Below are 15,184 nucleotides of genomic sequence, written 5' to 3'. Positions count from 1 at the left end.
CATCATTGCATAATTAAATCAGAGAAATATTCTTTATATTCTTTAATTAGATAATTAGATATAAAGCTTAAATAACCTGATATATATAGTTGAGTTATCTTGAAATGAGTTATTGAAAATTTAAAATTAAAACGTGTTAAAGATGTATGTTTTTTTAGATACTGAAACAACGGGACTTCACCCCGGACAGATTGCACAGCTTTCTTATTTAGTAACTGACGAAGATTTAAACTTAAAAAAAGTTTTTAATCAATACTACTCAGTTGACCACATGTCAAGAAGCGCTGCAAAAGTTCACGGGCTTACAATGGAAATACTTGACGAATTATCAAATGGAATGACTTTTGAAGATACTGTCGATGAAGTTCGGGAAGACCTTGAAGATTCCGTAATAATTGGGCACAATATCTCTTTTGATATACGGTTTTTAAAAGCAGAGTTTGAAAGACTCGGTCCAGAATATGTTCCAAAAGATAAATTCTGTACGATGTTTCATTTTACCCCAATCTGTAAACTTCCGGGTCAGAAAAGATATAAAAGACCAAAATTAGTTGAATTAATGGAATTTTTAGAACAGTGCCCAAATGAAGGACTTGAATTTACAAAAAAAGCGTATGGCTGTAGCGAAGTTGGATTTCACGATGCAAGGTACGATACCGGGATATTATACCTCTGCTACAAAAAAGGCGTTCTGATGAACCACATAAAAAAAGATTAAATTTCTTTTTTTAATTTTTAAAAGTCCATTCATCTTTTAAAATGCTGTAAACTTCTGCATCGATAAATTTTCCATTCAACAATTCTGCACTTCTTTCGATACCTTCAAATTTAAAATTTAGCTTTTTTGGTATTTTTAAACTTTTTTCATTTCCAATTCCGCATTTTATCTGTATCCTATTTAATTCTAAATTATTAAATGCATAATCTATCATTTTTACTACAGATTTAGTTACAATTCCTTTGTTTTCAAATTCTTTTGAAATCCAGTAGCCAATTTCCGTTTTTTTATTTACAAAATCTGTTAGCTTAAATCCAATTAATCCAATTTTTTGGCCTTTGTAAATAATAACAGTGACAAGATCTCGAATATCTTTTGGAAGAAACAGTATCGAACGTATAAAGTCTTCAGTGTCGGCTATTTCTTTTGTTGAATCTATAAAAGAGAGCCAAATTCTGAGATTTTCTCGATCTGAGTCGATTAATTTAAAAATATCTTCTGCATCGGACAATTCTATTTCTTTTAAAACAATTTCTGAATCTACTTTAAGTTCAACCATATTTTCCTCTCGGCGTCTGATAACTTCATATACCCTTAAAACATACATGAATTTATTAGTTATTCTAAAATTTTGTTTTCAGAAAATCGGGAAACATTTATATTTGATTGAATAATATTTCTAAAATTATTATTTTGATTTTACTATTTATCGAGGGATTCTGATGAAATATATATTTGTTACAGGCGGTGTAGTGTCTTCTTTAGGTAAGGGGATAACTTCATCATCTCTTGGAAGACTTCTCAAAGCCAGGGGTTTAGACGTAAATATGATTAAAATCGACCCTTATTTACAGATCGATGCAGGTACGATGTCTCCATTTGAACATGGCGAGGTTTTTGTAACTGATGATGGCGGAGAAACTGATCTTGACCTTGGAAATTACGAAAGATTTGTAGATATTGGATTGAAAGCTGACAACAATATCACAACAGGTAAAATATATTGGAGCGTTCTTTCAAAGGAAAGAAGAGGAGATTATCTTGGAAAAACGGTTCAGGTAATTCCGCACATTACAAACGAGATAAAAGATAGAATCAAAAATCTTGGAAAAGATTCTGACATTACGATTATTGAAATTGGTGGAACTGTTGGAGATATTGAGAGTTTACCGTTTTTAGAAGCAATCAGACAATTTAAAAAAGATGTTGGAAAAGAAAATGTACTATACATTCACGTTTCACTTCTCCCATATATTAGAAGTGCTGGAGAATTAAAGACAAAACCAACACAGCACTCAGTAAAAGAATTAAAAGGAATTGGAATCCAGCCTGATATTTTGGTTTGTAGATCAGAAATTCCAATAAGTGAAAAAATAAAAGACAAACTTGCACTCTTTTGTGATGTTGAAAAAGAAGCAGTAATCGAATGTAAAGACGCAAGAACAATTTACGAAGTTCCCCTAAATCTTGAAAAAGAAGGGCTTGGAAAATTAGTTACTGAAAAACTTAATTTAAGAGATTCAACTCCAGATTTAACTGAATGGAGAGCTATTGTTGACAGAATCATAAACCCGATGAATGAAATCACAATTGGAATCGTTGGAAAATACGTTGAATTAAAAGATTCTTACATGAGCATAATGGAAGCTTTAGGCCATGCAGGTGCTAAAAACGATACCAAAGTAAATATTGCATGGATTAATTCAGAAGAACTCGAAACCAAAAATTATGAAGAAATTCTCGACAAAATGGTTGACGATGAAAAATTACATGGCATTTTAGTTCCTGGTGGTTTTGGCGATAGGGGAATCGATGGAAAAGTAAATGCGGTAAGATATGCACGAGAAAAAAATATTCCGTTTTTAGGAATATGTCTTGGAATGCAGTGCGCAGTAATCGAATTTGCAAGACATGTATGTGGTTTAAATGCTAATTCAACAGAATTTGATGAAGAAACAGAACACCCTGTAATCGATTACATTCCTGAACAGCGTGAAGTAACTGAAAAAGGAGGAACCATGAGACTTGGAGCATATCCTGCAATTTTAGCAGAAAACTCGCTTGCAAGTGAATTATATGGTTCAACAAATGCATCTGAAAGACACAGGCACCGATACGAAGTAAATCCAGAATACCATGAAATATTGAAGAAAAACGGATTAATAATTTCGGGAATGTCACCTGACGGAAAACTTGCAGAATTCATAGAACTTGAAGATCACAAGTACTTTATTGCAACACAGGCACACCCAGAATTTAAATCAAGACCAAACAAACCTCACCCATTATTTCATGGATTGGTAAAAGCTTCGATTGAAAAATAATTAATTATTTGGAGGAATATCAATGTTCAAGACCGAACCGTTTATAGAAGAATCCATTGAAGAAATAAGAAAGCAGATTAATAATAGAAAAACAATCATTGCGCTGAGCGGTGGAGTTGACAGTGCAGTTGCTGCAGTTCTTACGGATAAAGCAATTGGAGATAAATTACTTGCAGTTTATGTTGATACCGGATTAATGAGAAAAAACGAGTCCGAAGAAATCTGGAAAATTTTTAAAGAACAGATGGGGCTCAATTTAAAAATTGTTGAAGCAAAAGACATATTTTTAAAAGAACTCGAAGGCATTACTGATCCGGAAGAAAAAAGAAAGATAATTGGAAGGCTCTTTATCGAAGTATTTGAAAAAGTTGCAGAAGAACAGGGTGAAGAAGTACTCGTTCAGGGAACAATTGCTCCAGACTGGATTGAAAGTGAAGGACAGATTAAAACACACCACAACATTGCATTACCTGGTGGAATGGTTTTAGATGTTGTTGAACCATTAAGAGAACTCTACAAAGATGAAGTTAGACTTTTAGCAGTTTCACTTGGTTTACCTGACCAGATTGCACACAGGCAGCCTTTCCCAGGACCTGGACTTGCAGTTAGAATTTTAGGCGAAATTACAGATGAAAAATTAGCAATCTGCAAAGAAGCAAACTTCATTGTTTCAGAAGAAATTGAAAAAACTGAACTTAAAAACGAACTCTGGCAGTACTTTGCAGCAGTGCTTGACACAAAAGCAACTGGTGTTAAAGGCGACATTAGAGATTACAACTGGGTTGTTGCACTTAGATTTGTAAGCTCACTTGATGCAATGACTGCACACACTCCTGAAATTCCATTTGATCTTATAAAAAGAATCAGCAAAAGAATAACTTCAGAAATTCCAAACGTTACAAGAGTAGTTCTTGACGTAACCGATAAACCGCCAGCAACAATTGAATTCGAATAATTCTTTAAAATACATCTCTTTTTTAAAATTAAATTTTACCTACACAATAGCTATTTATTTTCAAACTTCATTATTCATTATATCAAAAGATTTGGACTGTTTTTAACTTTTGAAAGGATTGAACATGAAGAACAATTACGGCATTCAAAAATGGCACAGTCACGGAGCATTGCTCTGTAATTCTGAAAAATATGCAGAAGCACTTGAGTGCTATGATAAAATACTTTCATACTATCCAGACGATTTTTTAGCAGTGTTTGGAAAGGGAATGGTTTTTTTAAAACTTAAGGAAAACGAAAAAGCGCTGCAATGTTTTAACAGCGTTTTAAACATGAATTCTTCATATATTCCTGCAATAAAAAATAAAAAGATGGTAGAAGAAAAGTTAAAAAAGCAGGAAAACGAAAATTATAATAAATTTTCAAAATTGGGTGTTGAAAACTACAATCAGGGCAATTTTGAGAAGGCACTTGGCTATTTTGAAAAAGCTTTTGAAATAAATCCGTATTCAGAAACTTTGAGAAAAAATATTGAAAAGACACGCATTAAATTAAAAGAAATTCTCCCAATAAGGTGGAATAATAAGGGTGTCGAGTACTACAAGGTTAAAAACTACCAAAAAGCTTTCGAGTGTTTTGAAAAAGCTGTTACGTTAAATCCCAATTTCGAATCTGCTTTAAAAAATAAAGCAATGGTTCAAAAGTTAATCAAAAATTAAGTTTATTTCGTTTGTGATTTCATGATTAAAAACTTAAAAAAAGATGGAATTTTAAAAGACAGTGCTTACATGATATTTTCAAACATGTATTCCAAATTTGCAGCCTATCTTTTTTATTTTTTAATACCATTTATTCTTGGAACTGAGGGTTTTGGTGTAATCAAGGGGCTAATGCCGATTTTAGATACGTTAGTTATTATTTTTTGTTCGGGAATTCCGCCAGCAATGGCAAAATTTATTTCTGGCGGCGATTTTAACGAAAATACTTGGATATATGATATTTTAAAAGTAATGTTTATTTTTTCAATCTTTGGTGCAATTTTTACAGTATTTTTAAAATATCTACTTGGCGGAAACTATTCTAATTTACCAGATGTTTATTTTTACGCTGTCGCAGTAGCTCTGCCATTTTCTGTAGTTATTTCATGGAGCAGGGGCGTATTACAGGGAAATTTAAAAATAAAGAATTTATCAAAAACTTGGATTTTAGAAAATACTTCGAAAGTCGTTTTTTTAGTAATTTTAAGCTATTTATTCGGCGTAGTTGGTGGAATTCTATCGATTTCAGTTTCATTTTTACTTGGTGGAATTTTTGGAATTTATCTTTTATCAAAATCAAATCTAAAATATTCATTTTCAAATATTTTAAAAAATATATTTTCACCGATAAAAGAGAAGGAATCTGTTAAAAAAGTTATATATTATTCAATTCCTATCGCACTTACGACTGCATCCTATAGGCTGATAAATGATCTTGATGGCATTTTCATACTTTCGATGCTCGGAGCTTATGATAATGGTGTTTATGGATACGCTTCACTTCTTTCAAGGCTTCTTTTCTTGTTCGCATCTGCAATAGCAATAGTGTTAATTCCAAGAATTTCAAAATCAAAAGACATTTCATATTTTAAAAAAGCAACGATTTTAAACATTTCAATAGTTTTACCTGCGTTGTTAGTGATTTTTTTATTTTCAAAAGAACTTTTAAACTTATTTTTTGGAATAAGTACTCCTGAAAGCATTGCTTCCTTAAAAATACTTTCTGTCTCAGCAGTATTCATGAGTACGTATACGATATGTGCATCATCCCTCCAAGGTCTTGGATATGCAAAAATTCCAGTATATGTTTTATTTTTAGGTATTTTATTAAATGCCGTATTTAATTACACCCTGATTCCACATATGGGTATAATTGGCGGTGCAATTGCAACTCTTTCATCGTCATTTGTTGTTTTTGTATTGATCTGGATAATTACATTTACTAAGCTTAAAAAAATTAAAAATAATAGTTAAAATTTAATAATTTTAATTTTAGATATTGTTTTGAATAAATTTTTTATACTTAGAATAAAAATAATTTCCAGAGTTAATTAATTTTAAGAGATGATGAAACATGGCCGAAAATTTCGTGGTTGTGGATGGAGGGGTCGTAGCTCCAAAGGGTTTTAAGGCAAACGGGCACAAGGATAGAAAATACGGTGCCGCATTAATATATTCAGAAACAGATGCAGTTGCAGCAGGCGTATTTACAACAAATAAAGTTTACGCACATCCTGTTGCTCTTTCAAAGGATACTTTAGTAAATAATAAAATATTCAGGGCCATTGTTGCAAACAGCGGTAATGCGAACTGCTTTACAAAAGGTGGAATGAATGATGCAGAATTACTCGTAAAAAAAGCAGCTGAGTTATTGAAAATTCCAGAAAATCAGGTTCTTTCAGCTTCAACAGGAGTAATTGGTAGAAAAATGCCGATGGATATTATATCATTAGAAGTTGAAAGGGCATTTGAAAATATAAATTTAGAAAACAGTAATGAAAACGCATCAAAAGCGATAATGACAACGGATGCTTTTCCAAAAACCATTGCAGTTGAATTTGAAGTAAATGGCAAATCGGTTAGAATCGGCGGAATTGCAAAAGGTGCTGGAATGATTGCACCAAACATGCTTCACGCAACAATGCTTGGATTTATTACTACCGACATTGAAATATCAAAAGAAGATTTAACAAATTCCCTTCAAAATGCAGCTGATGAAAGCTTTAACAATGCAGTTGTCGATGGAGACATGAGCACAAATGATACAGTATATGTTTTGGCAAATGCCCAAAGTGGTGTAAATTATAACGATTGTAAAGAAAATTTTGACAGCGCTTTAACTTATGTTTCAAAAGAACTTGCAAAAATGATTGTTTCAGATGGAGAAGGAGCTAAAAAATTAATTGAAGCAACTGTTTTTGGTGCAGAAACAAAAGAAGATGCAAAAAAAGCTTCGATGTCTATTGTTAGATCACTTCTTTTAAAAACTGCGGTTTTTGGTGCCGATCCAAACTGGGGAAGAATTGCAGCGGCAGTTGGATACAGCGGTGCTGAAATGGATATGAACAATTTTGATATTATAATAAGCGATATTTCTTCAGAAAAGCAGGCAATTTTAGTTAAAGCAGGGGAACAAATTGCAGACTGTGGAACTCCGGAATTAAAGCTTGCAGAAGAAATAATGAAAGAAGATAAAATCAAAATAATCGTGGATTTAAAAAGAGGAAACTTTGAAAACACAGCCTTTGGATGCGATTTAGGGTATGATTACGTTAAAATAAATTCAGAATATACAACCTAAATTTTTTAAAATTTTTTAAATAAAATTACTTTTTTTAAATTTTTAATTTTTGCAAAAAAGCTAAAAAAGAAAATATCTATTTTAATTAAATATTAAGCTAAGACCGGACCGTTTTCTGTCCATTCAATAGTGATTGGCCTTTCTGGCAACTCATCCAAAGTTTTGAAGTATTCTAATGCAGCTTGTGTTCCAAGTCTATCAGAACCTGCAATATATACTACCGTGTAGCTTTGAACGATTTTTCCAGAGTTGTCCTGAACTTTTAATACCTGAATAACCCCTTTATTTTCTCCAGGGTAGTCATTTGAAATTGATATTCCAAATTTGGAATCGTATTTGTTAGCAAGCACGTTATATTTTGGCCCACCAACAATTATTGTATCTCCAGATATCTCGTAATCTTCTGAATCGTAGAGGTTTTCTCTTAAATCTTGGGCATATCCTTCATCTACATCGCTTCCATATACAATATTTGAGTTTGAAACCGCAGTTTTAATAACTGATGAAGTAATTCCATTTGAAAGGTCTGAACTGTAGTGATTTCCACCACTTCCAGATGATGAGATTGAAGCAGGAACTGCAACTGTTATATTTACAGTTTCGTTTGAATTTACGTTTCCTACCAAATCCGTTGCAAGAATTGTTATTTCATAGTTTCCGTTTGAAAGAGTCCCAGTACTTCCAGTGTAGTAATCTCCATCAAATGAAAGTGTTACGTTTCTAACACTTCCAATTTTAGCAATAACTGATGAAACATTTAATAATGAATCATTTGCAGATATATTTATTGAAAAAGAACTTGTAGTAAATGTAGTTCCGTTTATTGGGGTGTTAATTGCAACCACTGGTGCAGTTGTATCAATTATGAAATTTAAACTTTTTTCTGCAATATTTCCCGCAGTATCGTTTATTCTTATCGTTACGTTGTAAATGCCTTCATTTAAAACTACAGAATTTAAGTAGTTTCCCGTACGGTTATTAAGAAGTATTTCAGTTGATCCATTGAATGCAGTAACTTTATCAAGGTTACTTTCATTAACTGTGAAGTTTATAACGTTTGATCCATTGTTAAGGTATTTTCCTTCGATCAATTTGATTGTAATTTCTGGTGAATTTAAATCTACAATGAAACTTATGTTTTCGCTTGAATTCATATGTCCAAACGAATCATTTGCATATATTTTAAGTGTATTTAAGCCTTCTGAAAACTCGAAAGTGGAATTAACAAAGTATCCTGAAATGTTTTCTAAAGTTATATTTTCAGTTCCGTTTATTTCAGCAATAACTGAATCTAAGTTTAAATCGGTTGCAGTTGCATTTATAACAATTGATGTTGTGTTGTACGATTTTTCTAAAGTATTTATTGTGACCAATGGTGCATTTTCATCCACATTTACAGCAATTGCTTCTGTTGTGTTTTTATTTTCAACCATATCAAACGCAGTTGCGGTTATATTATAAATTCCATCCGCAGGAACTCTTAAAGTAATCTGATATGTTCCATTAGTTTCATTTATTGTTGAATTTACTAAATTTCCATAATTATCAACTATTGAAATATTAGTGTAGTTTAGCCCAATATTATCCGTTACTGTAACGTTTATTGTTAATTCAGACGTGTTTGAAACGTTTGAAGTTTCAATTCTAAGTTCTGGATTTGTAGTATCTACAATAAAAGTTATATTTTCGCTTGAATTTATGTTTCCACTAGTATCATTTGCATATATTTTAAGTGTATTCAATCCTTCTGAAAACTCGAAAGTGGAATTTACAAAGTATCCTGAAATGTTTTCTAAAGTTATATTTTCAGTTCCGTTTATTTCAGCAATAACTGAATCTAAGTTTAAATCGGTTGCAGTTGCATTTGTAACAATTGATGTTGTGTTGTACGATTTTTCTAAAGTATTTATTGTAACTTCAGGCGCAGTTTCGTCAACAGGAATTCCAAATTTAACGGTTACAATCGTAGCACCTGAAACAGATCCTGTAACGTATGCATTTCCATCATTATCCAGTGCAATAGCTATCCCGTAGGAAGTAGACCGGTAAAGGCAGGTACTGTTCCATAATTCACTGCCATCTGGAGCATATTTAATTACAAAAACTTGCTGATCTGAACTATCAGTTATATATCCTGCAACGTATGCATTTCCACTATTATCCAGTGCAACGTCGAGTGCATTATCTCGGCCATTATAATCTACAGATCTGTTCCACTCTTGAGTTCCATTTGGAGCATATTTTATTGTCATTATATCCTGGGTTACTCCATTATCCACACAACCGGTAACGTATGCATTTCCAAGTGCATCTACTTCAATACCAAAAGCTTGATCAGTTAATCCAAGATTAACAGTTCTATTCCAGAGAAGCGTTCCATTTGGAGCATATTTTAAGGTTATATAAAGATAATCCTCATAAACACCTGTATTTCCAATACCTGCAATGTATGCATTTCCACTATTATCCAGTGCAATATCTTCCCCAACAGTAGACATTGTTGATGAACCACAGACGTATTTAGTATACCAAAGGAGTGTTCCGTTTGGAGCATATTTTGCTGTTAAAATGCTCCTATCACCATCTCCGGTAACGTATGCATTTCCACCATTATCCAGTGCAATTTTCAAACCATTAGTGTCATCTAAAGTTAATGAAGAATTCCAGAGAAGCGTTCCATTTGGAGCATATTTCAGGACTATACAATAAAAATGATATCTACCTTTACCAGCTCCTGTAACGTATGCATTTCCACTATTATCCAGTGCAATATCTTTCCCATAATCTATTGAGCCCAGGTAATCATATGAATTATTCCAGAGAAGCGTTCCATTTGGAGCATATTTTAAAATTACAACATTATCATTTCCACGACCTGCAACGTATGCATTTCCACTATTATCCAGTGCAATAGAATTACCCATTTCAGACGTCATACCAAAATCCATTGTACTATTCCAAAGGAGTGTTCCATTTGGAGCATATTTTAAGGTTATAACGTCCTCACTACCTCCTGTAACATAAGAATTTCCATCCCCATCTAATGCAATATCCTGCCCGTTCCCATAACCAAATGTATCATTCCAGACTGCTTCTTCTGCGCTTACAAAACTTGCGCAGAGCAGAAAAATAAAACTGGTAATTATGAAATACCTTACCTTCAAAAAATCACCTTTTGATTGTTAACTAATAAGGTAAAAACTATAATATCACCGCTATATTAACGTTTGTAAATGAACTTCAAAATGGTTCTCAAATTCCATTTGAGTTATCTGTTCTGTATTAAAGGTGATAATAAATGTTTTAAGGATTATGTTGGAAAAATTGGGTAATTTTATGGAGTAGCTTATCTTAAAAATGTCAAAAAAGTATTATTTTCCAAAATTTTCAAAATATTCATGAATTTAAATCAATATCCATTAAGTTTTTTAATATGTTTTTACTACTGTATTTCTGGTGTAAACATGATTATTTTTGGACTTTTTGGAAAAACGGGTTGCGGAAAAACCGAAATTTTGGACGAATTAAAGAAAAAATATACTGTAGTTGATATTGAAGGCTGTGCAAACAATAAAGGCAGTATTTTGGGCGATTTATACGATTTATCATCAAGTACCCAAGAACAGTTTGATGCGTGCATTGAAGAACAGAAAAAAATTGCAGAAAGTACTGGATATTGCATAGTCGAATTTGAAGGAAAAAAAATTGGCGGAAGAACTAAAGTAACAATCCCAGAACCGTTTTCTGATTTAAAATGCTACAATTACAATATAGTTGTAAACTGCCCCCATGAATGCCAGATAAAACGGCTTTTGAACTGGTACCGTCCAAAAAACGAGAGCGAAAAGGAAATTTTAATCGATAAATTTGTTGATTTAAAAACAGTACTTTCAAAACCTGAAAAAATCGAATTAATGGATAAAATAATTGATTTAATAAAAAAAGATGAATATTACGATGCTGCAATATTAATTGAAGATGGACTTTACAGCGAACACTATTTAAGACATATTGGAAAGGTAAAACATGATTTAGTAATAAATAACGAAGATAATTTAAAATCCGCAGAAGAAATATCAAAATATGTTGATGAAATTTTGAAAAAACACGGAATTAAAAATTAAAGTGAAAACATGGACGAAAACATTCTTTCAAGGCTTCTTACTTTTAAAAATGATGTTATTTTAGTAATCAGATTAAAAACTGGTGAAAAAGTAATTTTAAGAAATGGAAAAATTGCTGCTGGAAAATTAACTGGACAAATTGCATCATTTATTTCTGAAAATTCTAAAGAGATTATAAAACCGACTGTTTTAGAATTTTCTGGCGAAATGTTTTATTTTGAACCAGTAAATATTAAAAAATACCTTGAATCAATTGGAAGTGAGCTTTCAGACGATGTTATTACAATTGACCAGTTTTTTAAGTTAAACTTTGAAGACACAATAATTGTTGATGCAAGGTCCCCAAGAGAATTTTCTGAAAAAACGGTACCTGACGCAGTAAACATACCACTTTTTTTAACAGATGAATACGAAACTATCGGAAAACTCTACAAACACGAAGGAAAAGAAGTTGCAGTTGCTAAAGCTGGAGTTATAATTCAAGATGGAATAAAAAGAATAGTTTCAGAATCTTTAAAATTAGATCCAAATAAAAATTTAGTAGTGTTTTGTGCAAGGGGCGGAATGAGAAGCCAATCAATTGCAACGATACTAAAACTATTAGGATTTAAAGTAAAAAGACTTGTAGGTGGCTTTAAAAGCTACAATATTTCAAAAAACTAAAAAAGCATAAAAAACTAAAAAAAGAAAATTATTCTTCTAAAAGATCCATTAAACCCTGTTCGTCAAGGATATCTAAGAGTCTTTCTCTTAAGTCTGCAATACCTTCTTTTTTAAATGAAGATACTTTTAATACTTCATATTCCCCAAGATCTTCTTCAAGCTTATCTAATCCTTCTATTTCATCAACATCCATTTTTGTAAGTGCAACTAAAATTGGAACGTTAAACGTTTTTCTAATTTCTTGAAGTAAGTTAAACTGTTCATCCATTGTGAAACCGCAAAATTCTGTTGGGTCAATTACAAATAAAATCATATCTGAAAGATAGTTTATTGCAACTACCGCGTGAAGTTCGATATCGTTTCTTTCGTAAATTGGCCTGTCCAAAACACCAGGTGTATCAATTATCTGAATTCCTTCTTCAGTATATCCAATATTCAGTCCTTTTGTAGTAAATGGGTAAGAATTTACTTCAGGTTCTGCATCGGTAAGTGTTCTAAGGAGTGTTGATTTTCCAACGTTTGGGTATCCTGCAATAACTACGGATGGCAAATTTTTTACTGTTGGAATGTTTTTAAGCTTGTTTCTTGCAACACCTAAAAACGCCATATTTGGGTAAATCTGTTTTAAAACTGATGAAACCCTTCCGATAAATTCTTTTCTAACAATTGACGTCGCTTGTGGGCTTGGTGCTTTCTTAACTTTTCTTGAATATTGGGTTCCTAATTTTTTCACGATTTCAGAAGCCCACTGAACTGCCGCAAGCGATTTTTTAAATTCGTCGCTTCCAACCATGATTTCAAGAATTTCCCTATAAAATGGATCCAAATTATCTATTGAAGGGGTTTTTTCCACAATTTTTAAAAGATTATCTGAAATAACTGATGCAGTGGTCCTGATTTTATTATCTTCGATTATCTTTGATTTTGGAGTACTTAATCCTCTCGTAGTTGTTCTAAGTTCCCCTGCGATCTTTTCTGACCTGTTGTAAGCCTTGTCCATCAATTCGTCAGGGTATAATATATTCGGCATTGCCTTAAATGGGTTTGCGTCTCTCGATTTCCTCATAGTCTCATCTCACACATTTTAAAATGTAAATAAATATTCAAAATAGTAGGAAAGTATGTTTTTAGTTTACTGTTCTTTAATTTTAACAGTTCCCGTGTTTCCATCAACTACTACTATATCGCCATCTTTAATTTCATCTATATTAACTTTATCCACGAGTGGAATTTTTCCAAGAATTGCACCTGTTGCGACAATTGGTTCAGACTCAAAATTTACCATTCCTTTTAAAAGTCCTCTTTTAGCAAGCCCGTAGATTACATAAGAACCAACGGTACTTCCTTTTCCACTTGGAAATACAAATATTTTATTTGCAATACTTTTTCCAAAAAGTTCATTTTCCTTGTCAGTTACAATTCCTTCCTCATTTACGCCACCAAGAAATGAAATAGGCGATTTTGAAATAATTGCTTCCCCTTCAACGACTCCTTTTGAAATAATTCTACCATTTAGCTCTTTCAAAGTTTCACCATTTAATTATTACTTAAGTTTCCAACAGATTCAGTAATTCTGTTTACTGCACTGTTATACATGCCGACAGTACCATTTGCTGTCTGATTTATCTTAACTGCGGATTCTAACGTACTTTGTATGTACAAGTACCCTGCAAATACTGCAACCATAGCTACAGCCAGTACCAAAACACCAAGTTCAAGAGATATCTGGCCCCGATTTTTGAATGCTAAATATTTTAAACCCATTTTTTCACTGTAACTTTTAAATCAACATTAAGCTTATATAAATCATTATAATTTTAAATATAAATATTATTGCTTAAGAGGAATATTATGAATTTTAAAAATGAAATCAGCAAGTACACAACAATAGATCTCGATAAATTAAAAACAAATAAGACAAAATGTCCAAAATGCGGAAAAGAATTTAATTCAGTAGGGAAAAAGATAATCTGCCCCGAATGCAAATATATATTTAAAATAAGCGATTAAAAAATAATCCTCCTAAATTTAGGTTCGGATTATATTTATATTTCTAAAATCTCAACATTTTCGGATAATTTAGCTATTCCGACACCATTATTTACTATTTTTCCGACTTCAAATGCATAAACATTATTTTCTTTGAATTTCTGAATTAATTTATCCTTGTATTCTGGTTTTGTAGATATTAAAAGACCTCCAGCGGTTTCAGCACCTTTTCCACTGCAAAGAGCATGTCCAAATAGTGAAGCAAGTTCTGGAGTTCCTTTAATTACTGGAAGGCAGGATATTTCAATTTCAACATTGCTTTGTTCAGCCATTTCCTGACTGTGGCCCAAAATACCAAATCCTGTGACATCGGTCATTGCATTTGCAATTTTTTCGCCTAACTCATTTTCAAGTTCTCTTAAATGTAAAAGAGCAATTCTATTAGACGTTGTCATCAGTTCAATGGTTTTTTCAAAGATATATTTTTGTTCTTCTTTTGGGATATCGATTAAATCTTCAAATTCCTCGGTAACCCTTGATAGCGCCATTGCACTCTGGTTTCCAAGCGGTTTTGTAAGAATTAATACATCGCCATTTTTACATCCTGCTTTTGTAAGAATGTCTTCTTCTTTTCCAACGCCAGTAATCGAGCCACCAATTAAAGGCCACGGATTTAAAATGGTATGTCCACCAATAATCGTGGTATCGTTTTCCCGGCAAAAGTCCTGAAAACCCTGAAGCATTTTTTTTGCAACGGGTACTGGAAGTTCTGGAGGAATTCCAAGGAATACAAGTCCACCAATAATTTCAGAAATTCCCATTGCATATACATCACTGGTAGAATTACATGCCGCAATCCTTCCTTGAAGGTAGGGATCATCTACAATCGGTGTGAAAACGTCAATTGTTTTTACAATTGCCATTCCATTTTTTATAACAACAGCGGCATCGTCTCCAAGGCCCACTTTTGCATATTTTAAATCATCTTCAGAAATTATGCCTTTTACTAAATTTTCAAGTTCGGTGTCTGGAAGTTTGCAAGCTCATCCGTGTAGTGTAACCATGTTTGTTAA

Annotated in this window: 15 protein-coding genes; 9 read left to right on the top strand and 6 right to left on the bottom strand. The window is 32.5% G+C overall.

Going from position 1 to position 15,184, the window contains the following annotated elements; all coding sequences use genetic code 11:
- Positions 1–142 precede the first annotated feature (142 nt).
- Positions 143–718, top strand: a complete 576-nt coding sequence (locus MMJJ_RS00505) for a 3'-5' exonuclease (RefSeq protein ID WP_104837199.1) — start codon at positions 143–145, stop codon at positions 716–718.
- Positions 719–728: 10 nt separating this feature from the next.
- On the opposite strand, the gene MMJJ_RS00500 is transcribed toward MMJJ_RS00505, so the two are convergent.
- The gene (locus MMJJ_RS00500) at positions 729–1,277 is read right to left on the bottom strand and encodes a GNAT family N-acetyltransferase (protein WP_104837198.1); all 549 of its coding nucleotides are present in this window, start codon (positions 1,275–1,277) and stop codon (positions 729–731) included.
- 163 nt (positions 1,278–1,440) lie between these two features.
- Between MMJJ_RS00500 and pyrG the strand changes: the two genes are divergently transcribed.
- The 5 genes from pyrG to argJ all read left to right on the top strand — a co-directional run bounded on the left by pyrG (position 1,441) and on the right by argJ (position 7,335).
- Positions 1,441–3,042, top strand: coding sequence for a glutamine hydrolyzing CTP synthase (gene pyrG, locus MMJJ_RS00495; protein ID WP_104837197.1), 1,602 nt, complete (start codon positions 1,441–1,443; stop codon positions 3,040–3,042).
- Positions 3,043–3,064: 22 nt separating this feature from the next.
- Positions 3,065–3,997 (top strand): glutamine-hydrolyzing GMP synthase, encoded by a 933-nt coding sequence (guaA, locus tag MMJJ_RS00490; RefSeq protein WP_104837196.1) that lies wholly within the window; start codon positions 3,065–3,067, stop codon positions 3,995–3,997.
- Positions 3,998–4,106: 109 nt separating this feature from the next.
- Positions 4,107–4,715 carry a tetratricopeptide repeat protein gene (locus MMJJ_RS00485; RefSeq protein WP_244901533.1) on the top strand — a complete coding sequence of 203 codons (609 nt, stop codon included), beginning with the start codon at positions 4,107–4,109 and terminating at the stop codon, positions 4,713–4,715.
- A 21-nt stretch (positions 4,716–4,736) separates the two neighbouring features.
- Positions 4,737–6,008: a flippase gene (locus tag MMJJ_RS00480; RefSeq protein WP_104837194.1), complete on the top strand. Its 1,272-nt coding sequence runs from the start codon at positions 4,737–4,739 to the stop codon at positions 6,006–6,008.
- 100 nt (positions 6,009–6,108) lie between these two features.
- Positions 6,109–7,335, top strand: coding sequence for a bifunctional ornithine acetyltransferase/N-acetylglutamate synthase (gene argJ / locus MMJJ_RS00475; protein ID WP_104837193.1), 1,227 nt, complete (start codon positions 6,109–6,111; stop codon positions 7,333–7,335).
- Between the two features lie 92 nt (positions 7,336–7,427).
- On the opposite strand, the gene MMJJ_RS00470 is transcribed toward argJ, so the two are convergent.
- A complete protein-coding gene (locus MMJJ_RS00470) occupies positions 7,428–10,499 on the bottom strand; it encodes an SBBP repeat-containing protein (protein ID WP_104837192.1) in 3,072 nt (1,023 codons plus the stop codon).
- Positions 10,500–10,799: 300 nt separating this feature from the next.
- On the opposite strand from MMJJ_RS00470, the gene MMJJ_RS00465 reads away from it, so the two are divergent.
- Positions 10,800–11,459, top strand: a complete 660-nt coding sequence (locus MMJJ_RS00465; protein WP_104837191.1) for a selenouridine synthase SelU-like subunit — start codon at positions 10,800–10,802, stop codon at positions 11,457–11,459.
- Between the two features lie 9 nt (positions 11,460–11,468).
- Positions 11,469–12,122, top strand: coding sequence for a selenouridine synthase SelU-like subunit (locus tag MMJJ_RS00460; RefSeq protein ID WP_104837190.1), 654 nt, complete (start codon positions 11,469–11,471; stop codon positions 12,120–12,122).
- Positions 12,123–12,150: 28 nt separating this feature from the next.
- Here the strand turns inward: MMJJ_RS00460 and MMJJ_RS00455 are convergent, their stop codons facing one another.
- The 3 genes from MMJJ_RS00455 to MMJJ_RS00445 form a co-directional block, all read right to left on the bottom strand.
- Positions 12,151–13,188: an NOG1 family protein gene (locus tag MMJJ_RS00455; protein ID WP_104837189.1), complete on the bottom strand. Its 1,038-nt coding sequence runs from the start codon at positions 13,186–13,188 to the stop codon at positions 12,151–12,153.
- 66 nt (positions 13,189–13,254) lie between these two features.
- A complete protein-coding gene (locus MMJJ_RS00450; RefSeq protein ID WP_011170846.1) occupies positions 13,255–13,647 on the bottom strand; it encodes a DUF126 domain-containing protein in 393 nt (130 codons plus the stop codon).
- 11 nt (positions 13,648–13,658) lie between these two features.
- A complete protein-coding gene (locus MMJJ_RS00445; RefSeq protein ID WP_011170847.1) occupies positions 13,659–13,886 on the bottom strand; it encodes a class III signal peptide-containing protein in 228 nt (75 codons plus the stop codon).
- An 87-nt stretch (positions 13,887–13,973) separates the two neighbouring features.
- Between MMJJ_RS00445 and MMJJ_RS09330 the strand changes: the two genes are divergently transcribed.
- Positions 13,974–14,132: a hypothetical protein gene (locus MMJJ_RS09330; protein WP_013999353.1), complete on the top strand. Its 159-nt coding sequence runs from the start codon at positions 13,974–13,976 to the stop codon at positions 14,130–14,132.
- Between the two features lie 35 nt (positions 14,133–14,167).
- Here MMJJ_RS09330 and selD read toward each other — a convergent pair whose 3' ends face one another.
- Positions 14,168–15,175, bottom strand: a complete 1,008-nt coding sequence (selD, locus tag MMJJ_RS00440) for a selenide, water dikinase SelD (RefSeq protein WP_104837188.1) — start codon at positions 15,173–15,175, stop codon at positions 14,168–14,170.
- Between the last annotated feature and the right edge of the window lie 9 nt (positions 15,176–15,184).

This window comes from Methanococcus maripaludis (assembly GCF_002945325.1).
Taxonomy (GTDB): domain Archaea; phylum AGJL01; class Methanococci; order Methanococcales; family Methanococcaceae; genus Methanococcus; species Methanococcus maripaludis.
The sequence above is the reverse complement of the archived record's forward strand: the minus strand, read 5'-3'. Positions and strand labels throughout refer to the sequence as shown.

Bases quoted from the DNA above. Each gene is read 5' to 3' on its own strand.
- MMJJ_RS00505 (WP_104837199.1), top strand. From the start codon at position 143: ATGTATGTTTTTTTAGATACTGAAACAACGGGACTTCACCCCGGACAG.
- MMJJ_RS00500 (WP_104837198.1), bottom strand. From the start codon at position 1,277: ATGGTTGAACTTAAAGTAGATTCAGAAATTGTTTTAAAAGAAATAGAA.
- pyrG (WP_104837197.1), top strand. From the start codon at position 1,441: ATGAAATATATATTTGTTACAGGCGGTGTAGTGTCTTCTTTAGGTAAG.
- guaA (WP_104837196.1), top strand. From the start codon at position 3,065: ATGTTCAAGACCGAACCGTTTATAGAAGAATCCATTGAAGAAATAAGA.
- MMJJ_RS00480 (WP_104837194.1), top strand. From the start codon at position 4,737: ATGATTAAAAACTTAAAAAAAGATGGAATTTTAAAAGACAGTGCTTAC.
- argJ (WP_104837193.1), top strand. From the start codon at position 6,109: ATGGCCGAAAATTTCGTGGTTGTGGATGGAGGGGTCGTAGCTCCAAAG.
- MMJJ_RS00465 (WP_104837191.1), top strand. From the start codon at position 10,800: ATGATTATTTTTGGACTTTTTGGAAAAACGGGTTGCGGAAAAACCGAA.
- MMJJ_RS00460 (WP_104837190.1), top strand. From the start codon at position 11,469: ATGGACGAAAACATTCTTTCAAGGCTTCTTACTTTTAAAAATGATGTT.
- MMJJ_RS00455 (WP_104837189.1), bottom strand. From the start codon at position 13,188: ATGAGGAAATCGAGAGACGCAAACCCATTTAAGGCAATGCCGAATATA.
- MMJJ_RS00445 (WP_011170847.1), bottom strand. From the start codon at position 13,886: ATGGGTTTAAAATATTTAGCATTCAAAAATCGGGGCCAGATATCTCTT.
- MMJJ_RS09330 (WP_013999353.1), top strand. From the start codon at position 13,974: ATGAATTTTAAAAATGAAATCAGCAAGTACACAACAATAGATCTCGAT.